Genomic DNA, 23,353 nt, shown 5'->3' with positions numbered 1-23,353 from the left:
GCCCCATATCACTAATTCTTGATAGCTATCCATATGGGCGTGGATAGGGTTTTAACATTGGTGAAGCGCGATAGACTGGAAAAATTTGGACTGCTTGACCTCCTCTTTTAATAGGAATATCAGCAATTTTTTCTAAGGATTGAAAGTAACCTTTGTACTTATCGAGGGGTTGTGGATACCTCTCATCCTTCATAAATTGTTCTGACGTAATGTACAAAGAACTCTTGCCAACGAAATCTTCAGCTTTGCTCCAGTAGGCAAATCCGCGCAGATCTTCATCAAAACAAGTAATTTTTTTGCCCAATGGCTGAATCGCCATAGCGACTTGTCCTGCAACAAAGAAATTATTGCTAAACACAAAATCCGATTTTTGTAATTCGGCAGTCAATATTGGCGAATCTATAAAGGCTTGGCGCAACTGCTCTATATCAATCATTTGTGTGGAAGGATCATCCTTTGCTTCCCAAAAACCACCCGCGATCGCTGCGTCTCCACCTTTTTGAGCAATCCCTAGATGCACATGGAGCAAGCCAATTAGCATCAGTGACAAAATCACCACACCCGATCCCCAGAGCCAATTGCGAATAAATTTGGGTCGTTTTAATTGTACTTGGGCAGCTCTCTCACCGAGTAAAAGGGTCGCGCCAAAAAATCCTGGCATGTGCCATGATGGCAAAATTTGAATGAATCCACCCATAAATGTAAAACCAAAGAAAATGGGCATTGATACACAAAGAATGAGTAATTGCTTGTTGCGAAGACGATCTTCAGCGATCGCTAATTCATAATTCTGCTCATGGCTATTTTCATCTCTCTTACCTTGTCTTGCAGCAGCTTTAACTAATCCCCCCACCGTGCGAAAACTCGTCCACCATAAAGGAATCCCAAACGTGGGAAACAAATAGCCGAGCGCTAGTAGAATCGTTACCAACAATCGCTCTAGGTTATAGCCTTGGGATGGCACAGCTCGCGCACTCTGAAAGCGAAAAGAGGCAAATTCATGCTGAGCATTCCACAACAGCACAGGCGAAATGGCGATCGCAAATAGCGCGATCGCTGCTAACGTCCAGACTGAAAACAGGGCGCTTCGATGACGACTACTTAGCAAGCAAAATAGCACCAGTCCTCCACCTAAGAGTAAGCCATGATATTTACCTAAAAATGCTAGCCCAACGCATAAACCGATCATGGCAAGGCGATAGGTCGGTTGATATTTGTCAGTCTGATCGGATGGAAAAAATTCTTCGGCAGCAACCCACAAACAAGCCGCCCAGAAAAACATCAAGGCATTATCAGGCAGAGTGAGAATCCCAAAGGCAATCTGAAAAATAGGAATTGTCGTCAAAATCGCCAGAGTTAAAGTCGCTGTGCGATCGCCAAAAAGCTTTTTACTAGCTAGATAAGAGAAAATCAATGTCCCCGTATAAAGTAAAACGCCACCAATCCTAATCGTAAAAGGCGTAACTGCACCCGTTAGCCAGATCCCAATCCCCGCCGTAAGTGCCACTAATGGAGGATGATCGAAATAGCTTAAGTTGAGATTTTGGGTGTAGAGGTAATAGTAAGCTTCATCAAAGCCAATGTTGAGATAGATGGCACATACAGCCCTAAACAGGAAACCCCACAATAATATGGCGATCGCCCACTTATGAATTTTCACTCTAAATTCCTTTGTTTAATGTACAAATAGATTTTAAAACCCTACCGTTATATTTCCAGCTTGGCTAGAGATTGCTTTGTCTTATCCACGCTCTCACCCTCCTTGCCCAACTCGTCTCACCCATACTCGCCGCCTCCTTCAGCAAAACCTGCACCGCCGTCGCTGTCACCAATGGCAAGGCGATCGAAGTTTCGCGGGAAACATACACACCATCCACCAACACCCAAAACGTCATTACTTTAAAGTCATAACGCCATACCTCAGGCACACCCAGCGCCGCATAAATTCCCATCCGATCCAGCGAACTGCTTGTACTGTCCACCTCGATAGCCAAATCTGGCGGCGGATCGACTGACAAAGTTATCGTTTCTTTACCACGCACCGCCGCCTCATTTTGGATGTAATAGCACTCATCAGGTTCCAAACCCTTCCGTAAATCCTCTCGGCTCCAAGTACAAGACCCCAAACTAGCGATCTCAATCCCTAACTCCTCTGTGATAATTTCTACCAACCGCCCTAACCATTTTTTGTAACGCTCATGAGGTGGTAGCGGCATTCTAATCTCCAAAACTCCATTGTCATAGGTCAAACGTTTATTAGGCTGTGCTTCTAAATCCCGCACCAAGGATTGATAGGTTTCCCAATGGATACCCTTTAAAATTATCTGTTGCCTTGGGGGATTCATTAATGCGGTCATAACCTAACTCCCTTATCTCTACAGTTATTAACTAGTCTATTACCGAGTTGCAGTGCGATCACAAATTCTTGACAATCACGCCAGCAATTCTCATTATAAAAATCGGTTTTTTGAAAGCCCGCCTACAGCGGGCTTTCAAAAAACCGATTTTGGTGTTTCCAGCGCCAATGGCGCTGGAAACACCAAAATCGGTTTCATAACGAGAATTGCTGCAATCACGCATGGAAATAAGAGGTAAAGGATAATTCATGAATTTCCACTACTGAGATTTGCTATATAATTCAGCTTGATTACGTGAAATTTAGACGGAGTAGATCGAGATGCCGAGAGAACCCAGAAAGCCAAACGAATACATCGTGCATTTAAAACTAGAAGGTGGGCAGGAAGTTACTACAAAATTTACAACCATCGAAGAAGTCAAAACTTGGTACGCATCGCAATTTAAAGCCAAGGCAAGTGATGATGATCTGATGCCTATTCCTGTAAGAGCCGAACTAAATGAAATTTTGCTAGTCCGCCCTAAGCGAGTAATTGCTATTCATGTGGAGCCAATTTATTCCTCTAGTGTCGAGATGTTTGCCTAAAATCAAGAGGGGGCGCATTGCGCCCTTCTTAATTTTATGAGATCAAATTTCAATGCCCTCTTCGATACGTTTACATCAAGTTTCTGGGCGATCTCGTTTAGGTCTAGCTCTATCGTTACTTACGGTTTTGTTATGGGGATTTTTAGCGATCGCCCTCAAGATCGTCCTCCAAGAGCTAGATCCATTTACAGTTACTTGGTTTCGCTTTACTGTTTCAGGTGTTTTGCTGGGAGGATACCTAGCGCTACGCCAACAACTACCAACATGGCAACAATTGCAGAAAATTTCTGTGCCATTGTTTTTAGTAGCCGTTGGAGGACTGTCGCTCAACTATATTTTATTTTTAATCGGTGTAGGCAAGACCTCAGCCAATAATGCTCAAGTAATTACCCAAATCGCGCCTGTGATGATGGGAATGGCTTCATTGGTCGTATTTAAAGAGAAATATAACTATCGGCAATGGGGTGGTGTTGCAATTCTCGTTTGTGGACTGTTTCTGTTTTCCCATGACCAAGTGCGATCGCTAGTTACCAGCTTTGACACCTATATGTGGGGCAATATGCTTCTAGTCCTTGGAGCGATCGTTTGGGCTTTTTATGGGCTTGCCCAAAAGCAACTATTACTAAATCTACCTTCGACTTCCATATTGTTATGCTTATATCTCAGCGCCGCAACTCTATTTGCACCAATGGCTCATCCGAATAGACTCTTTACTCTATCTGGATTACCCTTAATTGCCCTGATCTTTTGCGCTTTTAATACTTTGATTGCTTACGGGGCATTTGCGGCGGCTCTTGAACATTGGGAAGCCTCGCGTGTCAGTGCAGTGATTACTCTTGCACCTCTCGTTACCTTAGCCGCCTCGGCGATCTTGCCAAGTTTTGTGCCGCAATTTTTAACGCCATCACCCCTAAGTTTGTTGGGCTATATGGGCGCGATCGCAGTAGTGATTGGCTCCATGATCATTTCTTTGGGAAGTTCTAGAAATTAAAGAGACGCAAAGCGTCTCTTTAATTTACTCTTTAATTTTAAAAGAGTTGATGAAGCGATCGACATCAGTATTCGAGAATTTGGTCGCAGGAGCTAACACAAACATTTGATAGAAACGACGATTGTCATTCAGGCAAATGCGACCTTTGAATAATGCATCAATAGCCTGTATTTTTCCAGTAGCTTCAAAATCACGACATGAAGCTTTACCAAGCTTGGATTCCTTTGAAGATGTGACCTTACCTTTCAAACCACCGACAATGCCTTTCATGGCTTCATTCAAGCGTGGCTCGATCTCGTCATCAGGAAATTTTTCTGGAAAGTCAGCATAACTAGCAAAATAGGCTGATTGATTAAACTCAGAAATCGCTACGTTCATCTTGACTGTAGCAATATCAGTTTTTCGCGCCTCAGATTTCTCCTGTGGCTTGTTTGGCATTAGCACCGTAAATTTTCCAGCCTCAGAACTGTATTCATACCAAGAGCTTGCATTCGTTGCTATTGGTTTGGTGGGACTTGCCGTTTCACTACTTGGTGTAGATGGGGTGCAAGCGCTTACAGTCAATAAAACTAAGCCAACAGCAAAAGAGGCTGATCTTTTCATACTTAAACCAATGTTTAACTTTAGTAATACTGATGAAAGCATATGCTGACTGATTGCACAACACTGCGATTTTAGTGTATGTACTCTTTAGGGAATTGGCACTAGAAATTTCAAGATCTATAGCTACTCACTTCCCAGCCAAGAATTGGTAGTGCGGGGCTTTGCCCCACACTACCAATTCTTGGCTTTGTAACGTCTATTTTTTGGGCAGGAAGGGAATATAAAAAAACTTTAAAAAAAGGTTGCGCGATCGCGGCACTTATACGCTATAGTTGTTAACGCTGAAGTCATTGACACAGCGAAACAGCTACATTCCTCAGTAGCTCAGTGGTAGAGCAATCGGCTGTTAACCGATCGGTCGCAGGTTCGAATCCCGCCTGGGGAGTTATTCAAAACAAGAAGGTATGCAATGCATACCTTCTTGTTTTATGAAATCGCGCTAAAATTGTGCAACAAGCTGTATGTATTTATGCCGCAGTCACAAGAAATCTTCAAAGAGCGCTATCAATTGCAAAGTCAGTTAGGGCTTAACTCTGGACGGCAAACTTGGCTGGCAAAAGATTTAGAAGCAAATGGTGAATTTGTTGTCGTCAAATTACTCACTTTTGGCGGTGACGTGCAGTGGGAAGACTTAAAGCTATTCGAGCGTGAGGCTCAAGTCCTGAAGCAGCTAAATCATCCCCGTATTCCTAAATATCGCGATTATTTTACGATCGATGACCGATCGCTTTGGTTTGGGCTAGTCCAAGAACATATCCAAGGAGCCTCCCTCAAGGAGTTATTAGTGCAAGGACAAAAATTTACCGAACTACAGGTCGAAGATATTGTCATTGATACTCTAGAGATTCTGATTTATTTACATGGATTGAATCCACCTGTACTACATCGCGATATCAAGCCAAGTAATTTGATCTGGAGCGATCGCCAAGAAATTTATTTGGTTGATTTTGGGGCAGTCCAAGACAAAGCATCTGCTGAAGGCAAAACTTTTACAGTCGTCGGAACCTATGGCTATGCGCCGATGGAGCAGTATGGGGGAAGATCGGTACCTGCTTCGGATTTATATGGTTTGGGGGCAACTGCTATCCATTTACTGACAGGGATTTCGCCTGCGGAGTTACCCCAAGATGATGATTTAAATATTCAATTTCGCGATCGCTCTGGCGCTAGTCCTCAACTTTTAGATTGGGTGCAAAAAATGACAGCTCCATCCGTCAAGCGGCGGTTTGCCTCAGCAAGAGAAGCGATCGATGCGCTGTATCAAGATCCAGAGCAAGTTACTAAACCCAAAGCTAGTAGCCGTCAAATTAAAATTCCTCAACCATTTAATAGCAGAGTTGAAATTTGGCGATTTCCAACAAAGTTAGTAGTCACCATTCCCAGCGCCCTATTTGGTGGAAAATTTGTTTCGGTGTTACTTGCATTATCAGCATTATTTGGAATGGTTCCACTTGCATTTGTTGTGGCAAAAGCAAATATTTTGACAGCAATCATGATAATTCTATTTGTAATTTATCTTGCTTATTTTCAAGTCATTAAAAGCTTCACAACAATATTTTTCTCGGTCGATCTGTCCGAGCGTACTTGCAGACTCAGTAAGAAAGCATTTGGATGGCAACATTATCTTCAAAAGTTTGCAATAAATCAGCTTGAGTACATCTACACAAGTATGTCAAATAAAACTAAAGGCTCAGTAGCTATTCAAATACAAAATAACAGGTTTATGCTTGGCGATAATAAACTAACCGAGTTAGAAACTGCATGGCTCGCCCAAGAAATTCAAGACTGGTTTCAAAATCATCAGTCAATTGATCCCTAAAAAGGCAAATGGCGATGCTTCACGCCACCATTCGCTTTTTTAGGGATCAATTGAGGTACGTGGCTTTGCCACACACCACTAACTATTAAATGGGAAGGGAATAAGTTGTTGATTGAATCCATTGAGTTGCTTTTTCGCTATCTAACGGATGCGAAATAAAGTAACCTTGTACTTCAATACTACTGCCACCTAACGTTTCAAAATAATCTAACTCTTGAGATGTTTCCACGCCCTCAATGACAATTCCCATGCCAAGATTGTTAGCTAAGCGCAAAATTGACTGCACAATTCTTTGACTTTTAATGTCAGTAGAGACTCTATTCGTGAAACTACGATCAATTTTTAAAACATCAATTGGTAAGGTTTGTAGGTAGCTAAAGGAAGAATAACCAGTACCAAAGTCATCGATATAAACTTGTACACCAATTCCTCGAAGTTGCTCCAATTTTTGCGAAGAAATTTCGATATTATCCATCAGCATTGTTTCGGTAATTTCCAACTTAATCAAACTAGGCAAAATTTGATATTCTGAAATTATTGATTGAATTCTTTCAACAAATTCGGGTTGGATTACTTGGATCGTAGAAACATTAATTGCTATGGTAATTGGTGGAATATTAGGGAATTCTTGTTGCCATTGATGTAACTGTCTACAAGCTGTTTCTAAAACCCAATAACCGATCTGAACAATCTCTCCAGTTTCTTCCGCGATCGCTAAAAATTCCATCGGAGAAATCAGCCCTTGTAATGGATGCATCCAACGTAGTAAAACTTCAAATCCTGATAAATCATGTTGATGTAATGAAACTATAGGCTGATAGACCAAATAAAATTCCTGACGTGCGATCGCTTGGCGCAAGTCAGACTCTAGTTGCCAACGAACCTTTGCGCCTTGATTCATGCTAGTTGTAAATAATGCTTGTTTACCCCTGCCAAGACTGCGTGAATGGTGCATCGCAAGATTGGCATCTCGTAAAATCTCGTTTGCACAAACATATTCAAGATCGCTAATAGCTATGCCAATACTAACAGAGGTAAGAATTTGATAATCATTAATAAGAAATGGCTCCCCAATACTTTCTAGGATTTGACCAGCTAATTGTGTGAGACAACTTTCTCTCTCAAGATTATCTGTGCCGATATTTTCAACTAAGAGTACAAATTCATCGCTATCAATTCTTGCCATAGTTATATTATTGTTGCGATATATAGCTATGCGCTTACTAATTTCCTGCAATAATTGATTACCAATTGCAGTTCCAAAACTATCATTAATTGATTTGAAGCGATCGCAATCGATAAATAAGACCGCAAAGTTACGCTCATTATCAGTTTGTAATTTTGTAAATGCTAGATCCAGAGACTCCATAAATGAGTCTCGATTGGGCAGATCTGTCAATGAGTCATGAAGCTGGTTATAAAGTAATCTGGCAATGATTTGATCTCGTTCGATTCTTATATCGTCAGACTTAACCAGTAATTTCATTTGATGAATTGAAATTGCTAATTGAATTCCTATCTTTTCAAGAAGTTCAATTTCCCAATTTCGCCAATCGCATGGAATATTATATTGATGTAATATTAATAGCCCCCATAATTTTTTACCGCTAGGAATAGCAATAGCGATCGCTGAATGGATGCCTAATGGCATGAGCGAACTAGAAATTAGAGGATCAGAATCAGCATCGGCAACATCATTAATAACCTGACTAATGGATGTTTGAAATTTTTCTAGCCATTGTAGATCGGTATAAATTGATGGCGCAGCCTGCCCTAGAAGCGAGTATCTAGAATCATTAACAACCTCGTATTGAATTGTTTGTATATCTTGATCTGCTAATTGATAAACAATTACTTGATCGCTTTGTAGTAACTGGTGAACCTCTAAAGCAACGTTACCTAGTAATTCATCAATATTAATTGATTGTCTAAGACGAGCAAAAATCAATGCTATCAAAGTATAGGTTTCATTTTCATTATCAAATTCTAAGCTTGGATTGGATCGATCAAGTCTTTTAATTCTTTGTTTGAGAATATTTATCTCTCTTTCTGCATTATCAAAGCAGATTGCTAGCGTTTCCCCAAAAGATTTTATGCTTTGTAAATCATCTTGTTGTTGTTTAGTTAATGCTTCTGATTCACTAATGCGATTTGCACAGTCAAACAATGCTAACAAAGTCTCAGAGAAAAGCTTTTTCACAATTATTTTTATAGTTCTTTAAGGATAATTGATAAAATTAAACCATATCTTTACTGAAAATAGATTAAAGAATAAAAACTAAAATCCAAAAAGACAAATCGCCCGCGTAGCGGGCGATTTGTCTTTTTGGATTCTTAAGCTTTCTTTTGCCTAGCTACTTAATTCAGCAAATTTATCAGTGAAAATATCTACTTCTATATTGGGATCATTGCGTAAGTTTAACGATCGCTTGACTCGACCTAGATATAGCGGCTTAGATACGCCTTCGCGAGGATGCACAACTGTGCGGGCATAAATAGTCAACTGCGATTCACCTTGGGCATTACGACCAGACGAAAATAGGTTACTACTAGCTTGTTTTAAAGTTGCTTCAAGTTGTTCAGGAGTAATTGTCGGAGCGACAGCGATCGTGGCATTTGGACCAAAGCGATCGTAAACAAGCTTAAATGGGACAGAGCCTTGAATGGATGAGCGCGTAATTGGCTCAAAGCTAAGGGAGAAAAGCCCAACAACCAAAACAACCGAAAATAGGGTTGCGCCCACCATTCGATAGCGCCAACTCCACTTAAATGTTACAGCTAATCCTGTAATTAAGGCACAGACCAATACAAATATGCCCATTGCTTGTGCGAGTTGACCAAATAAAGCAGGCGTTAGCGACATAAATTAATTTATTGTAAATTTTTAGATAACTACTCAATCCATTTTATAGCCCTTTGCTCTGCAAACCAAATAAAACCCATAAAGTACAAACGGTGCTTCTTGCAGTCTCTACTTTATGGGTTTTGTCTTTTCCTAATTTATTTGAGACAAACATATTTGTAAAAAATTGTAGAAAGTTAGGAGACTTTAAGCTACATCAGCTATATTTACCTTGTCTTTCAGAAAAGAGCTAGCATTTTAATGAACTCACGAAACAAGAATCATGGCAAGAAGGTGATGTTGCTATTGACGATCTTCATAGCGACATTATCAACAATATCGACACCCGCTTTGGCAGGAGAAGTTGCTCCTCATTGGCGCTACGGAGGAGCAGAAAATCCAACTCAATGGGGTAGCCTTAGCAAAGATTTTGCACTATGTGAGTCAGGTCGAGATCAATCTCCTATCAATATCAAAAATACTGTAGAAAGCACTCCTTCAAAAATCAGCTTTGACTATAAAGCTTCTCCCTTAGTGGTTATCAATAATGGTCACACAATTCAAGTGAACTATGCTGAAGGTAGCACTGTTACTATTGATGGAGAGAAGTATGCACTTATTCAGTTCCATTTTCATACTCCTAGTGAACATGAAATCAATGACAAGGCTGCTGCAATGGAACTACATTTAGTTCATCGCAATGAAACTGGTAAACTTGCCGTAGTGGGAGTTATGCTTACTAAAGGCAAGGCAAATCCTCTAATTGAAGAAGTCTGGAAAAATATTCCTGCTACTGGCAAAACCAATACTGTCAGTAATATCACGATCAATGCTGTGAAGCTCTTGCCGATTAGTAAAGCTTACTATAGTTACGCAGGTTCTTTAACTACTCCACCATGTAGCGAAGGCGTTAAATGGAATGTTTTTGTGGAGCCTATGACTATCTCTGAGGAGCAAATCGAAGCTTTTGAAAAGCTTTATCAAGTCGATGCTCGTCCAATTCAACCTATCAATGGTAGATCTGTGCAGTTGCATCGTTAAACTCATTAGTTCAAAAAGCAGAAGAAGTTGCCTATCGGGCAACTTCTTCTGCTTTTTGGGTTAGGATCGAGACTATTGACGCTTGATTATTTTTAAGACTCTAAATCAATGAACGCAAATCAATGGCAATGGCGAGACGGCGTACTAACTTGCGATTTACTTGCTGACTGGCAACATGGATTTTTTACACGATCGCACGCTCCCAAATTACCAATCGATCTGCATAATCATCTCGTAGAAACGGGAAAATCCTATCGAGCCAAACAAGTACATGGGAATCGCTTGATCCATGCTGATGAAATCGAAATTGCTCCAAACGCTAACTTACCTGAAGCTGATGGAGTCTGGGCAACACGCAACGGAAATAATCGGTCGGTGTGGGTTTGTACTGCTGACTGTGTGCCTGTTTTAATTGGCGATCGCAAGCTAGGTTCAGTGGCGGCTGTCCATGCAGGTTGGCGCGGCACTGCTGCGGGGATTGTGACTAAGGCGATCGCAACATTATGCGATCGAGGCAGTGAGTTACAAGATTTGCGAGTGGCGCTTGGGCCAGCAATTTCGGGAAGGGCTTATCAAGTGTCACAAGATGTTGCACAACAGGTAACAGCAACGATTAATCAAACAGTTGGGTTGCAGCCTGATGAGCATCCAGAACGAGTCAAACTCGATTTGCGTCAAGTCCAATTGCAACAGCTTCAAGAGTTAGGAATGTCAGTAGAAAATGTGGCGATCGCCCCCTACTGCACGCTACAACATGAGGAGATATTCTTTTCCTATCGACGTTATTTTCTGAACAACCCTAATCCACACCCCAGAGCGCCGCAAGTTCAATGGTCAGGCATTGCGATCGCTTAAATCATCAGTATCAGGATTTTTGGGTTTTCCATCTAAAAGCGCCTCAAGGTCAGCAAACTCATCAATCTCAGGATTAGGATTTGAGATATTTTCTGTAGTTTGCTCAATAGCAGCTTTGTTAGCTTTGTCTACATTCAGTTCTTCTATTCTGGCTAAAAACTTGTCAACGAGAAGTTCTTGAACCAAATATTCAGGATCTTGGGGTGCTTGCTCATTATTAGAGAGCACTTCAGCAATGTCAGCAGAAACTTGAGTTTCTACATCTGGGAGATTTTCAGTAAAAGCTTCCACACTTTCTTTAGCGATCGCGATCGCTTCAATAGTTGGATCAAAGACTATTGATGGATCAACTTGCTCAGGAATTTCCTCATCCGAAGATTCTGCATTTTTAGATTCTTCGTCTTTTTCTTCTAGGTATTCTCGTAGAATATTCTCAACATAGGCATTAAATGCAATAAGCTCATCTAATTCATCATCAAAATTTTGAGCTTTGATTTCTGACGCTTCTAAATCTTCCTCAATGGGTGTTGCGATCGCCTCAAGATCGAACTCTTTATCAAATTTTTGAATCATCTCTGGCTCTGAGATGGGATCTGGGAATCCCAAATCCGACTCAATATCTGACTCAATTTCGATTGTAGGATCAGCGATCGCCTCTGGTATCGCCTCTGGTTCTGTTGCTTTTGCAGACTCAGGCTCTATAATTTCTGGGCTTGAGACAACATCACGTTTTATAGATTTGCCAAATCCTTGTTTTTTTTGCGATCCTCCAGTTTTACGTGACTTTTTCAAAAAATCAAGACTCCTTCTATCATCACTTGTTAGAATTGTATTTGAAGTCTCCTCAACTTCATAATCTTCAATATTCTCAAGAGATTCTAATTCCTCATCTTCCTCTGTAAACTCCTCATCTTGAACAGTGATTGCAAGTTCTAAGTTAGCCTCATCTTGTTCAGTCTCTTCAAATTTTGCCTCTGGACTAGCATCTGGAATTTCTAAAAACGTCAATTCAGGCTCTTCAGGTGTCTCAAAAGCCTCTAGTTCATCACCTTCTTCAGCAATCACTTCATCCAGATTAGCCTCACCTTCAGTAGAATCTAAAGCTGCTCCAATATCAGACTTTTCATCTTCAACAAGCTCAAACGGATTTAATTCTTCATTTTCTTGGACAATTTCTTGATTTAAAGTTACCTCAATCCGAGGTTCTTCAATAAATTGCTCAATTTCAGGCTCAGAAATTGTCTCTATTAACGATTCTTCAGCAATGATTTCACTAATCTCTAGTTCTTCACCTTCATCAACAAACTGCTCATCTAAGCTAACATCAGCTACTTCTAAAACAGCCGCATTCTCAGATGTTGCAGATTCCTCAATCTCAGGTTCTGATGTAGGATCTGTAATATCCCCAAAAAGCTCAACCTCTATTTCCTCAACAATCTCAGCAGGTTCAAGTTCCACAGCCTGAGAAGTTTCGATATCTAAACTTGATTCGGTCTGGATTTCTTCGATAAACTGTCCAGCTTCAGTTTCAGAAATCATCTCTATTACTAATTCTTCAGCACCGATCGCACCGATCTCTAATTCTGCAACGTCTTCAACAAAATCATTGTCTAGACTAACATCTGCAACCTCTGTATCCGTCTCAGGTTCAAACTCTGGCTCTGAAGAAGTATCTATAATATCTAAATCCTCAAGTTTCGGAGCCGCAAAAAATTCAATAGGCTCTAATTCTTCGGTTTCTTGGAAAATTCCTTCATGTGGAATTGTTTCTATCTCAGGTTGTGAAATAGTGTCAGTAGAGTCCAAGGATTCTATATCTTCAGAATCTTCAACAAACTCAACAGGATCTGCAATCAACTCTTCTACCTTGTCTGCGATCGCCTCAGTCTCAAACAACGTATCTTCAACAAGAGCATTGATTTCTGGCACTGCCTCAGGCGCGACTTCAGCAATAAAATTACTAGGCTCTATTGCCTCAGCATCTGGAGCTTCTTTTGGTTCATTTATATCTAAAGGCTGCTCAGCAACTTCGCCTTGAGGCGCTTCATCTGATACTTGAGCGATCGCTGTATCTTCTTCAAAAAACTTTAATAGCTGAGGCGATGGCAAGCCAATACTTGTAAAGCTACTTTTAATTTTTTCAGGATTAAATGGCTTCAATCCGTTTAACTCTGACTCCGCAGTTAACTTAATACGCAAAGCTGAAACCCCAGCTTGCAGCAAAACATTACTTAATAAAAAGAAAATCTCAGCCCATAGGATACCAAACAATCGCAAACCAGCAGGAAATGGGGCGATCGCCTGAGCTAATGGTGCAGATATATAAATCTTGCAAAATATAGCACTCATGACTATGGCAACAGCAGTAGCAATCCAACCCGTCACATACCAACCATTACTATGTTGCTTAACGAGAGTCAAAATCTGACGCTCTCGATCGCTTAGGCTCTCACTTGGCTTCGAGACAATCCATAAACTAAATGGCGAGATCGGCTGTTGCCACTGTACCCAAGCCACCAATGAGATCGCAGGAAATCCCAATAGAAAAATCTCAAACCACTCAGGAAAGACTGGATCGCCCACCGCTAAGCCAGCCATACTCAGCGCCAATAACCAAGGCACACCTGCAAGTAAAGCGATATTTCCCCAGATAAAAGGATTATGACCCAGAGAGATATTGCTAGTTGGATTAGGGGGATGTGGTGATGTCATATGAGTCTTCAGGAATGATTGCGAGATCTTTAAAGGTCATGAGAGTCGCTCCTTGTAAGCGCAACTCGCATAACTAGGCTTTTTATCCTAAACCTGTGGTTAAGCGCGTCCAGAATCCTTCATATATTTGGAGGATTTCAGGATCGAGCTTGGTAATGCGATCGCTTTTGGCAGTAATTGCTTGCGATGGTTCCAAAGCCTTAATCGCTTTCAGATCGTCAGGAATCATCGATTTTGCCAATTTATTAGTTGTACCAAAACTATTCGCATCACTAATTTTAGCGGCAACTTCAGGTCGCATTACATAATTTATCCATGCATGAGCACCTTCAATGTTTGACGCACCTCTAGGTATTGCCATGGTATCAGTCCAAATCGATGTACCGTTATTGGGCAGCACATATTTGATATTCGGATCTTGCCTTGCCAAACTGATCGCATCACCTGAAAATGCCATGCAGATCATTAAATCCCCTGAAGCAAGAGGCTCACGCCATGCATCGGTGGTAAAGTTGGCGATCGCAGGTGTCAATTCCTGCAATTTTTGGAAAGCTTTCTCAATCTTTACAATTTCTTTGGTGTTGTAAGAATGCCCCAGAATATGTAAAGCCATTCCGATCACTTCACGCGGATCATTAACTAGGGTAATTCGCAGTTTTTCTTTGTTATCCCATAGGTAGCGCCAATCCAGTGGCTCTTCCCCAATAATTGACTTAACTGCCTCAACATTATAGGCAAACCCAGTTGTCCCCAAACTTACAGGAATACTGAATATAGCGCCGCGATCGTGAGGTAGATCTAAATAATTGGGCTCAATATTTTTGATATTGGGTAATAACTTTTTATTAAGCGGTGCTAACAGTTTTAAATCCCGCATCTGCGTCACCATATAGTCACTGGGATAAATGATGCTATAGCCCGATCTTCCGCCCGAAGCCTCTAGCTTTGCCAACATGACTTCATTAGAGTCATAGGTATCACCAACAACTTTAATTCCAGTTTCTTTCGTGAAATTATCTAAAACTTCTTGATTGTTAACGTAGGTAGCCCAACCATAAATATATAAAGTGCTTTTGTCTTGAGTAACTGGTCGCTCTACTTCATCTCCGCCAGCCTTCGTTTCTTGGGGACTCTTCTCAAAAATGCCACAAGCAGCGAGAGTTGATGCACTAGCGATCGCCGATGTGACATAGGCAGTTTGTCTAAGAAATTTGCGCCGAGAGATTTGCATAATAGAAAATTTAGGAGAATTTAGGTCGCAACTGTAGTTTTGGGAAGAGCCACACAATCTTCAGGCACCCATGAAACATAAACCTGACTATCAAAGGGAGGAGTCTTCTCGCCTTGGTGATTAGAACGTACTAGTATGACTCTGACAGGTGGAACATTTTCGCTAGCATGAATATCCACCACAAACTGGGAGTGATCGCCCAGATAAAGGACATTATTGAGAATACCGCGATAGGTATTGTAGGGCTGGTTCGGATATTCGGTAGAGAGCTTTATTTTTTCTGGACGCACACTGACTACGGCTTCAGGAATCGGCAGCCAATGTCTAGGCTTTGCAGCGACGATCGCTAAACCAGTGGATGATCGTAGCTCCACAAACGCACCATCTTGCTCAATCACCCGACATTCAAACAAGTTTGTTTCGCCCACAAAGTCTGCTACAAAGGCTGAAGACGGGCGATCGTAAACTTCTGATGGTGTGCCGATTTGCTCAATGCGTCCTTGATTCATCACCGCAATTCTTGAAGAAATCGCCAGAGCCTCACTTTGATCGTGGGTAACCATAATGAAGGAAATACCCAGCTCATACTGTAAGTTGGACAGTTCTACTTGCAGTTCTTTGCGGAGTTTAAAATCAAGCGCCGCTAATGGCTCATCTAGCAAAATTACTTTAGGGCGGTTAACAAGGGCGCGAGCGAGGGCAACCCGTTGCTGCTGACCACCAGATATTTGACTAGGATAGCGATCGCTCATGTGGTCAAGCCTTACTAGTTTTAGCGCATCCTTCGCCCGTTGCTGAATTTCTGGCTTAGCAACTCCTTTCACTGATAAGCCAAAGGCAACATTATCAAAAATGGTCATATGCCCGAAAAGAGCATAGCTTTGGAAAACTGTATTTACAGGTCGCTGATAGGCGGGTATATAGGTCATCGGTTTGCCTTGGATCAGCACTTCACCTGCTGATGGCTCCTCGAAACCTGCAACCAGACGTAGTAGAGTCGTTTTGCCACAACCCGATGGACCTAATATGCTAAAAAGCTCACCTCTCTGCACTTGCAGATCGACACCTTGGACAACGCTATTTGCCCCGAACATTTTAAATACTCGCTGTAGCTCTACATCGGGGACTGTCCCCGTAGAGGAGATGATCTCTTTAGCAGTGGTTGACTGTGCCATGTTGTGATGCTCAAACGTCTACTAATCTTTAAAAATCAGAATTTTAGCTTTTCTCTAACTGCGCCGCCGCCAAACTAAAATCAGAGTCATTAAGTCTCTCGCATTTTAGCGCGTTGGAGCTGATAAATTAGTTGTAATGTCAGCGCAATTATTACAGAAATTTGCCCAGCGAATGCCAAGATAATATCGGAAAGTTGGATGTTTGACACAACTAACCAAGGATATCCAAAAAATAGCCACAAACCAGCATAGCGATCGGGGCTAATCGATAGGCTCAGCATAATCAAAACTGGTAAAAAAATTAACGCAGAAATTATCCCTGTTACCCATGCTGAAGGGTTTCTTGTCTTCAGAAATAAAACTAGTTGGGAAATAAGGGCAATCAAAAGTATCGAGATTGTAAAGGACGCTAACACTACCATGGCTCTGCCTCGCATACTTGAATCACCCCAAGAGTTTACCCAGATCAAAATTGGCACTTGGGTAAATACAAGATTGAGGACGATCGCGATCGGGGCAGGGCTTTTGTCTGACCAAATCAGATCGCGTAAAATATAGCCAAATCCAGATGGATGATCTTCTATAGTCGATAATGCTCCAAATTTCACCCAGTCCAATAATGCTTGTCTTTGCGGGGTTAAAGCCGCGATCGCAGCTAAAAACAAGAATAAATTAGCAATGTAAATCAGCAGTAATAAAATTAATTGTATTTCTAAAGAGTTTGTAGATTTTGCAATGGTAAAACTCGACTGCATACAAAAGCCCAACATCAGAATCTGCAAATATGTAGTTACGACATAGCTTTGACCTTTACTGACTAAAGTGGCATTGGGATTATGAAAGCGCCTTTCTAAAATGCGCCAGATCGCTAAACTCAAAATCACCAAATTCGCAATTGTGAAAATATGTGAAGTCCAGACATTGGATGTAATTGATAAATACCACCATTCCGCTTGAATAGGATTGATCCGTCCGCCTACCAAGAATTTACCGTACGGACTCCATGTGGTGAAAATGTTCCACCACATGAAAGCAGGAGCAAACCAGATAAAGGTAACAAATGAAAATAACAAAGCGCCTGCGGATACCTGTCCGCCAAACTTGGCTTGCCAGCCACTCAGTAAAGCTAGCAATAGTGAGGCGCTAAATAATAGAAATGCAGTGCCGATCATCAATACATAAAAACTGCATAAAAATGCGATCGGCACACCTGCGCCGATCGCCGCCGTCAGGTGATAAGGGATCGATAGTCCAATACAGATGTAAACCAGCAATGGCACACCCATAATCTTTCCCATCAGAATATTGATACTCGAACGCGGACTAATGCGAATAAAGTTGAGAGTGCCTTTATAGTCTTCCAGCGAGAGATCCGCAACTAGGCTATACACACCTATCAAGAACAAAATAAATGGCTCAGCCCAAGTAATAAACCGAAACTGCTCTAACCACCAAACTTGCCAAGAGACCGTGCAGCCAAACCCGCGTATTTGGGCATAGCAATCTTCATTGGGTATGCGTTGACTGTAGAACAAAAGTAGCAGGATCTGGAATAGCAAAGATAAGCCGATCCCAACGATCAGATTTCGCAATTTTAGTTTGCCGCGAATCTCCCGCAATAGTTGCGGATTCCAGTTGCCAATGCGATCAAGCCAAGATATTGCTTCTGGGGAAATTGATGGAGAATGATTCATAAGTTATTTTATTGCGATCGCCAGTGGATACACCCAAACCCGTAAAGTTGTGCCCTGCAGGGGCACAACTTTACGGGTTTGGGTGATTTACAGATTTTCTGAACATCTCAATCAAAGGTTTAGTCAACCAGTGTGTTCCTATCTTCCATTGATGCTGAGAAGTTGGCATCCTTAGTAAATAGGCTAGCCGCCTCATCACATGGGCTGGCAGTCCATCAATACTGAACTTACCAAAAATCGAAGCAGTTGCTCCGTCAATCCCTAAGCTAATAAATTCGCCGAGGGGAATATAACTAAAGGGAACCAGTGTTTTTTGATTAAGGCTAGCCCAAACATTCCAAGCACAATACTGGGACTGCTGGAAGGCGACCTGAGCGGTAGCGGGGACAAGACTAGAATTAGAGTCAAAACAACTTGCTAAGTCACCGATCGCAAATACATCGGCATATCCCTTAACTTGTAAGGTTGTCTCCGTGGCGATCGCCCCTTGCCGACTATGTTCAACTGGGAGATTTTGGAGCATTTTAGAAAAGGTGCTACCCACTGTCCATAAAATGATGTCAACGGGTAAGGTATCACTTCCATCGGTGTAGTCAAGCGTAACTTCACCATCATTTACTTGTGAGACTCTGGTATTTAGATCAGTCCAGACCCCACGTTTTGAGAGGGCAAGTTCAGCGATTTTGCGATTTGCATCTGTAGAGTTGCTTAAAATTTTATCATTGCGATCGACTAGGCGGACTCGACCGCGATCCTTGAGGCGATCGGCAATTTTGCAGGCGAGTTCTACGCCGCTGCTGCCACCACCCGCGATACAGACTCGAATCTTGTCACGATTAGATGCTTCTAATAGTTCCAATTTGCTGTTAAGGCGATAGAAGTCATGCAGATTACGAAATGGAATTGCATATTCTAAAGCCCCATCGACAAGATTCATCGGCGTTTCACCACCGATCGCTAAAACAAGGCGATCGTATGCCAATGTTGTCCTTTGTCCAATATTTACTTCTACTTGTTTTGACTTAAAATCGATATTGGTGATTAGACCTTGGAGAAACTGAATACCAGTATCAGCGAGTAATTCGGCAAATGTTGGCGCAATCTCCCACTCTTGCATTTCTCCCGTGACTAGTTCGTAGAGAAATGGCGTAAATAAGAAGCGATCGCTTTTATCGATCAGGATTATTTCAGGCATGACCGCCCAAGGTAGACGCGAGAGATTGAGCGCAGTATACAAACCGCCAAAACCACCACCAAGGATACAAATTCGTGTCATGTGAAAATCCAATTCGTTTTTTCCATCTTATCGCAAAGGTTAGAAAACCAGAGCTAAAAACTGTACCGCCCGCTACGCGGGCGGTACAGTTTTTGTTTTTTTTATACTTAATTGTGCCTAGCTACTTATTAACTTTTGGTTAACCCTAGGTTATCTATTTCCCCTTGCAAACACACATATCACCATCCGATAATGGATATTCATTATTATTTATATTCTTGGGGGCTGCATGGTCAAATCAGTTTTGCTGGCTCAGCTATCAGCAGAGGAATCCCTGATGTGGCACAATGCCCTGTCATCACATCATCTAGAGGTATGGGCAGCTTCTGAAACCGAAGATTTACTTAAACTGCTCGATCAAAAACGGCAGTCGAAACAAAGCTTACCACAACTAATTATTTCCGATATCGGCATTCGATATGGTGGTGGCACTTCGTTACTTGCTACTGAGCTTTGCAAATGGTGTGCCGATCATGCGCCTGAGTTAAAAGTTTTATTGGTTAATCCTCGCCAAACTCAAATCAAGGAAGTGGAGAAGCGCTGGGCAATCCGTCGTGGTGCGATCGATTTATTACCAAAGATATCTCTAGAAAATTTAAATTCTGCTTTTAAGGTGGCTGCCCAAGCATTAGACATAGAGGTTAAACCAGAAGCATTAAACACTGCAATTAGCAATCTCAAGTTGCAGCAGTATCAACCAGACAAAGGCGCAGTTAAGGGCAAGAACATCAGGCAAACAGCTACTCAAGAGTTAGCCCGCAAGATGGCAATGATTCCTTTAATGGTGATGGCAAGTGAGCCTGTAAATGATACAAGCAATGATTTATCACCAAAAAGTACAAAGCGTCAATTAGCTCTAGACTCTACAATTTCTGAATTGAATTTGTCCAATACCAAAGTTGATTTATCCCAAACAGGAGAATTTACTCGACAGATTTTTAAAGATGATCCCTTGCTGCCTGCAATCATTGTTTTTGAGCAAGACAAATATGTGGGTATGTTGTCTCGTCGCAGGTTCTTAGAATGCCTGAGTCGCCCCTACGCTCTTGAGTTGTTTACCAAAAGACCATTGAGAGTTCTCTATGAGCAAGTTCCTGTAGAAACCTTAGAATTACATGGCAATACCTCGATTGTGATGGCATCTCAGTTAGCTCTGGGACGACCTAACGATGAAATTTATGAGCCTGTGATTGTTCGTCTAGAGGCAGATACTTACTCTGTGCTTGATGTTCACGATCTACTACTAGAGCAGTCTCACATTCATGAACTAGCCACCAAGCTACTGCGTGAGCAGACGCAAACGACTATGTTCCAAACTGAGAAAATGGCAAGTCTGGGGCAAATCGTGGCTGAGGTGTCTCACGATATTCGGAATCCTGTATCAGCGATTTATGGCAATACAGAATGTCTCTTAACTTACATCGAAGGGGTGATGAAGATTTTGAGAGCATATGAGAAAGAATATGGAACTTCCGCAACAACAATTAGTGAAACCCTTGAAGAAGTAGATTGGGATTTTGTGCGTTCTGACTTGCCGCAGGTTGTGAAGAGTATCCAATCGGGTGCAAGGTATCTGCGCCGACTGGTTGACACTTTGCAATCTCTATCACATATGGAAGATCATGCAAATCCAGAGGCGATTAGTTTGATTGACTGCGTAGAGAGTAGTTTAACGATTCTTAGTGGCAGAATTAGAAATGTCCAAATCGTCAAAAACTATATCGAACTGCCCAAAATCAATGGCTACAGCGATCGCCTCATCCAAGTGTTTATGAATCTGATCAGTAATTCTCTTGATGCATTGGTTGATTTAAAATCTCATCCTGATTTAATCAGGCAACGTGAAGATCTTATCCCCAAAGAAAATGCTCACTCTGAGCATAGTAATGTCAAAGTTGATACAGAAATCACATGGCAACCCTTGATGATGATCACGTCCACGATCGCTGAAATCGATAATCGTAAATGGATATCGGTTAAAGTTGCGGATAATGGGATGGGAATTCCCAAAGAAATCCAAAATCGTATTTTTGATAATTTCTTTACTACCAAAGGGCAAGGACATGGTACTGGTTTGGGCTTAGCAATTTGCCATCAAATCATTACTCAGCAGCATCAAGGTAAAATTGTGTTGCGATCGCCCTATCTAAATAACAATGGTGATGTCACGATTGGGACTGAATTTGAAGTGTTGCTACCAATAAATTACTTTTAGAAGTATTTTGAATTTTTCGTTAGGCATATAACTAACCCAGTAAGATTTTCTGATTCTCAAAATTGCAAAGCCATTTTGAGAATTGGTATTAGCCTGTTAAGCAAGCTGAGTGCTAAGCTATAGCTAAAGTCATGCCTGCTGTCATAAACCTATGTTTACTGAAGTTCAAATCGAGAACTACAAGTCCATCCAAAGTCTCAAGATCGGTTTGGGGCGGGTTAATGTGTTTATTGGTGAAAATGGCTGTGGTAAAAGCAATATTTTAGAAGCGATCGCATTAGCTGGCGCGGCGGCTGGTAACAAGTTAGACAATGAGTTTTTGGCTCCTAGAGGGATTAGAGTTACTGAGCCAGAATTTATGCGATCGGCTTTTGATAAGGAGAATATCACTAAAGAGATTAAAATAAACCTACAAAAAGGCGATAAATTTGGATTAAGCTTTGCAATACAAAATAGGAATAAAGATTATTCTCCTTGGGAATATATTTTGCGTGAAGTACCTGATCTTAATAAAGTTCAGGAAGATATTGATATCGTCAATCTAATTCCTGATAAAATTTCTCCTGATGAAATTTCATTTCGGGTAAATCAAATATTTAATATGTTATCTGCTCGGACAAAAGAAAGAATGAAATTCATAAAAGATTTTGTTATTTTCCTTCCTGAAAATTCCGCTTTACGTACTTTTAAAGAAGAAGGGCAAGTTCAACCATTGGGTACAAAGGGAGAAGGATTACTGAAGCTGTTAAGAGTTTTAAGTAATACTCCAGAAAGAATCAATGAGATTAAACAAAGACTTGAATTTATTGATTGGTTTGATGATTTCAAAATACATCAAGATTCAGATATAGAAAGAACTATTCAAATTAAAGATCGTTACTTAGATAAAGAGTTACCTTACTTTAATCAAATAAGTTCTAATGAAGGCTTTCTATTTTTGATGTTCTACTTTGCTCTATTTGTCAGTGACGATACACCTAATTTTTTTGCAATTGACAACATCGAAAATGCTCTAAATCCTAAACTATGTACAAGGCTAATCCAAGAATTAGTAGAACTAGCCAAAAAATATGATAAACAAGTTATATTTACCACTCATAATCCTGCAATTCTAGATGGACTAGATCTGACTGACGATGAGCAAAGACTTTTCACTATTTATCGAAATATTTATGGTCATACAAAAGCAGAACGTATATTTGCACCACAACCATTAGAAGATGAAGATCCTGTACCATTATCAGAAGCTTTTATGAATGGTTACATTGGGGGCTTACCAGATAATTTCTAATATGAGAAAACGTACTTTTGCAGGAATAGTTGAAGGGGCAAATGACAAGAGAGTTATTACTAATATCTTGGCTGGATATTTCAATAACCCAGATATCAAACCTACATGGCTTCAGCCTAGGGATTCTATACCTAATACAAAAGAACCTCCAGCAGGTTGGACAAGAGTTATTAAATATTGTCAGTCAAGACAATTTAAACAAGCTTTTCAAGAAAATGAATATGTCATTATTCATATAGATACTGATATATCTTCAGAGCCTAAACTTAATATTCCTCATTATGATGAAAATGGAGAATTACTAACACCTGAACAATTAATAGCAAAAGTAGTAAACAAATTTAGAGAGTTAATTGGGGAAGATTTCTATAACCAGTATGCAGACAAGATCATTTTTGCGATCGCAGTTCACTCCATAGAATGCTGGCTACTTCCTTTATGCATTCCAGATAAAAAAGAAGAAATTGATGATTGCCTCAATATCCTAAAGCGAGGGTTGCCAAATTTTAAGCCGAAAGATCATAGGTATTACCAAAGGATTTCTATGGAATATGCTAATCAAAATTCCTTATTAAAACTTTATCCAGAAAATCCTAGCTTGAAAATCTTTATAGAAGAACTTGCAAAGCGAAATATTGAAATCCCTGAAGAATCATGATTTAAAGAT

19 protein-coding genes and 1 tRNA gene are annotated in these 23,353 nt (G+C 40.9%); 9 read left to right on the top strand and 11 right to left on the bottom strand.

Annotated features, from left to right (window positions below; translation table 11 throughout):
- Positions 1 to 25: 25 nt before the first annotated feature.
- The 3 genes from APA_RS03610 to APA_RS03600 form a co-directional block, all read right to left on the bottom strand.
- Entirely contained in the window at positions 26 to 1,660 is a 1,635-nt protein-coding gene (locus APA_RS03610) for a glycosyltransferase family 39 protein (RefSeq protein ID WP_201320946.1), read from the bottom strand.
- Between the two features lie 64 nt (positions 1,661 to 1,724).
- Positions 1,725 to 2,357, bottom strand: a complete 633-nt coding sequence (locus tag APA_RS03605) for a Uma2 family endonuclease (protein WP_201320945.1) — start codon at positions 2,355 to 2,357, stop codon at positions 1,725 to 1,727.
- Between the two features lie 58 nt (positions 2,358 to 2,415).
- Complete coding sequence (locus APA_RS03600) at positions 2,416 to 2,607, bottom strand: hypothetical protein (protein ID WP_201320944.1); 192 nt, start codon at positions 2,605 to 2,607, stop codon at positions 2,416 to 2,418.
- A gap of 70 nt (positions 2,608 to 2,677) precedes the next feature.
- On the opposite strand from APA_RS03600, the gene APA_RS03595 reads away from it, so the two are divergent.
- Entirely contained in the window at positions 2,678 to 2,941 is a 264-nt protein-coding gene (locus tag APA_RS03595; protein WP_201320943.1) for a hypothetical protein, read from the top strand.
- Positions 2,942 to 2,993: 52 nt separating this feature from the next.
- Complete coding sequence (locus APA_RS03590) at positions 2,994 to 3,932, top strand: DMT family transporter (protein ID WP_236579392.1); 939 nt, start codon at positions 2,994 to 2,996, stop codon at positions 3,930 to 3,932.
- A gap of 24 nt (positions 3,933 to 3,956) precedes the next feature.
- Here APA_RS03590 and APA_RS03585 read toward each other — a convergent pair whose 3' ends face one another.
- Entirely contained in the window at positions 3,957 to 4,535 is a 579-nt protein-coding gene (locus APA_RS03585) for a hypothetical protein (protein ID WP_201320942.1), read from the bottom strand.
- Positions 4,536 to 4,848: 313 nt separating this feature from the next.
- Between APA_RS03585 and APA_RS03580 the strand changes: the two genes are divergently transcribed.
- A tRNA-Asn gene (locus tag APA_RS03580) sits at positions 4,849 to 4,920 on the top strand.
- An 84-nt stretch (positions 4,921 to 5,004) separates the two neighbouring features.
- On the top strand, positions 5,005 to 6,354 hold the full coding sequence (locus APA_RS03575) for a serine/threonine-protein kinase (protein WP_201320941.1): 1,350 nt from the start codon (positions 5,005 to 5,007) through the stop codon (positions 6,352 to 6,354).
- Between the two features lie 85 nt (positions 6,355 to 6,439).
- Here the strand turns inward: APA_RS03575 and APA_RS03570 are convergent, their stop codons facing one another.
- Both APA_RS03570 and APA_RS03565 read right to left on the bottom strand, forming a co-directional pair.
- Positions 6,440 to 8,554, bottom strand: coding sequence for a bifunctional diguanylate cyclase/phosphodiesterase (locus APA_RS03570; RefSeq protein WP_201320940.1), 2,115 nt, complete (start codon positions 8,552 to 8,554; stop codon positions 6,440 to 6,442).
- A 150-nt stretch (positions 8,555 to 8,704) separates the two neighbouring features.
- The gene (locus tag APA_RS03565; RefSeq protein WP_201320939.1) at positions 8,705 to 9,217 is read right to left on the bottom strand and encodes a Ycf51 family protein; all 513 of its coding nucleotides are present in this window, start codon (positions 9,215 to 9,217) and stop codon (positions 8,705 to 8,707) included.
- A gap of 240 nt (positions 9,218 to 9,457) precedes the next feature.
- Between APA_RS03565 and APA_RS03560 the strand changes: the two genes are divergently transcribed.
- On the top strand, positions 9,458 to 10,237 hold the full coding sequence (locus APA_RS03560) for a carbonic anhydrase (protein ID WP_236579391.1): 780 nt from the start codon (positions 9,458 to 9,460) through the stop codon (positions 10,235 to 10,237).
- Positions 10,238 to 10,345: 108 nt separating this feature from the next.
- Positions 10,346 to 11,092, top strand: a complete 747-nt coding sequence (gene pgeF / locus APA_RS03555) for a peptidoglycan editing factor PgeF (RefSeq protein ID WP_201320938.1) — start codon at positions 10,346 to 10,348, stop codon at positions 11,090 to 11,092.
- On the opposite strand, the gene APA_RS03550 is transcribed toward pgeF, so the two are convergent.
- The 5 genes from APA_RS03550 to APA_RS03530 all read right to left on the bottom strand — a co-directional run bounded on the left by APA_RS03550 (position 11,072) and on the right by APA_RS03530 (position 19,180).
- Positions 11,072 to 13,804: a low-complexity tail membrane protein gene (locus tag APA_RS03550; protein WP_201320937.1), complete on the bottom strand. Its 2,733-nt coding sequence runs from the start codon at positions 13,802 to 13,804 to the stop codon at positions 11,072 to 11,074. The genes pgeF and APA_RS03550 overlap by 21 nt on opposite strands.
- Before the next feature lie 82 nt (positions 13,805 to 13,886).
- On the bottom strand, positions 13,887 to 15,035 hold the full coding sequence (locus tag APA_RS03545; RefSeq protein WP_201320936.1) for a PotD/PotF family extracellular solute-binding protein: 1,149 nt from the start codon (positions 15,033 to 15,035) through the stop codon (positions 13,887 to 13,889).
- Between the two features lie 20 nt (positions 15,036 to 15,055).
- Positions 15,056 to 16,210 (bottom strand): ABC transporter ATP-binding protein, encoded by a 1,155-nt coding sequence (locus APA_RS03540; RefSeq protein ID WP_201320935.1) that lies wholly within the window; start codon positions 16,208 to 16,210, stop codon positions 15,056 to 15,058.
- Positions 16,211 to 16,299: 89 nt separating this feature from the next.
- A complete protein-coding gene (locus APA_RS03535; RefSeq protein ID WP_201320934.1) occupies positions 16,300 to 17,904 on the bottom strand; it encodes a hypothetical protein in 1,605 nt (534 codons plus the stop codon).
- A 70-nt stretch (positions 17,905 to 17,974) separates the two neighbouring features.
- The gene (locus tag APA_RS03530; protein WP_201320933.1) at positions 17,975 to 19,180 is read right to left on the bottom strand and encodes an NAD(P)/FAD-dependent oxidoreductase; all 1,206 of its coding nucleotides are present in this window, start codon (positions 19,178 to 19,180) and stop codon (positions 17,975 to 17,977) included.
- Between the two features lie 229 nt (positions 19,181 to 19,409).
- Here APA_RS03530 and APA_RS03525 point away from each other — a divergent pair, with 229 nt between their 5' ends.
- From APA_RS03525 to APA_RS03515, 3 genes are all read left to right on the top strand, one after another.
- The gene (locus APA_RS03525) at positions 19,410 to 21,395 is read left to right on the top strand and encodes a HAMP domain-containing sensor histidine kinase (RefSeq protein ID WP_201320932.1); all 1,986 of its coding nucleotides are present in this window, start codon (positions 19,410 to 19,412) and stop codon (positions 21,393 to 21,395) included.
- Positions 21,396 to 21,546: 151 nt separating this feature from the next.
- Positions 21,547 to 22,686, top strand: coding sequence for an AAA family ATPase (locus APA_RS03520; RefSeq protein WP_236579390.1), 1,140 nt, complete (start codon positions 21,547 to 21,549; stop codon positions 22,684 to 22,686).
- Between the two features lies 1 nt (position 22,687).
- On the top strand, positions 22,688 to 23,344 hold the full coding sequence (locus APA_RS03515; RefSeq protein ID WP_201320930.1) for a phage tail protein: 657 nt from the start codon (positions 22,688 to 22,690) through the stop codon (positions 23,342 to 23,344).
- Positions 23,345 to 23,353 lie beyond the last annotated feature (9 nt).

The organism is Pseudanabaena sp. lw0831, from assembly GCF_016584665.1.
Classification (GTDB): domain Bacteria; phylum Cyanobacteriota; class Cyanobacteriia; order Pseudanabaenales; family Pseudanabaenaceae; genus Pseudanabaena.
The sequence above is the reverse complement of the archived record's forward strand: the minus strand, read 5'-3'. Positions and strand labels throughout refer to the sequence as shown.

Coding starts and splice junctions, on each gene's coding strand:
- APA_RS03535 (WP_201320934.1), bottom strand. CDS start 17,904: ATGAATCATTCTCCATCAATTTCCCCAGAAGCAATATCTTGGCTTGAT.
- APA_RS03595 (WP_201320943.1), top strand. CDS start 2,678: ATGCCGAGAGAACCCAGAAAGCCAAACGAATACATCGTGCATTTAAAA.
- APA_RS03590 (WP_236579392.1), top strand. CDS start 2,994: ATGCCCTCTTCGATACGTTTACATCAAGTTTCTGGGCGATCTCGTTTA.
- APA_RS03520 (WP_236579390.1), top strand. CDS start 21,547: ATGTTTACTGAAGTTCAAATCGAGAACTACAAGTCCATCCAAAGTCTC.
- APA_RS03575 (WP_201320941.1), top strand. CDS start 5,005: ATGCCGCAGTCACAAGAAATCTTCAAAGAGCGCTATCAATTGCAAAGT.
- pgeF (WP_201320938.1), top strand. CDS start 10,346: ATGAACGCAAATCAATGGCAATGGCGAGACGGCGTACTAACTTGCGAT.
- APA_RS03540 (WP_201320935.1), bottom strand. CDS start 16,210: ATGGCACAGTCAACCACTGCTAAAGAGATCATCTCCTCTACGGGGACA.
- APA_RS03515 (WP_201320930.1), top strand. CDS start 22,688: ATGAGAAAACGTACTTTTGCAGGAATAGTTGAAGGGGCAAATGACAAG.
- APA_RS03560 (WP_236579391.1), top strand. CDS start 9,458: ATGAACTCACGAAACAAGAATCATGGCAAGAAGGTGATGTTGCTATTG.
- APA_RS03585 (WP_201320942.1), bottom strand. CDS start 4,535: ATGAAAAGATCAGCCTCTTTTGCTGTTGGCTTAGTTTTATTGACTGTA.
- APA_RS03605 (WP_201320945.1), bottom strand. CDS start 2,357: ATGACCGCATTAATGAATCCCCCAAGGCAACAGATAATTTTAAAGGGT.
- APA_RS03550 (WP_201320937.1), bottom strand. CDS start 13,804: ATGACATCACCACATCCCCCTAATCCAACTAGCAATATCTCTCTGGGT.
- APA_RS03525 (WP_201320932.1), top strand. CDS start 19,410: ATGGTCAAATCAGTTTTGCTGGCTCAGCTATCAGCAGAGGAATCCCTG.
- APA_RS03545 (WP_201320936.1), bottom strand. CDS start 15,035: ATGCAAATCTCTCGGCGCAAATTTCTTAGACAAACTGCCTATGTCACA.
- APA_RS03530 (WP_201320933.1), bottom strand. CDS start 19,180: ATGACACGAATTTGTATCCTTGGTGGTGGTTTTGGCGGTTTGTATACT.
- APA_RS03600 (WP_201320944.1), bottom strand. CDS start 2,607: ATGAATTATCCTTTACCTCTTATTTCCATGCGTGATTGCAGCAATTCT.
- APA_RS03565 (WP_201320939.1), bottom strand. CDS start 9,217: ATGTCGCTAACGCCTGCTTTATTTGGTCAACTCGCACAAGCAATGGGC.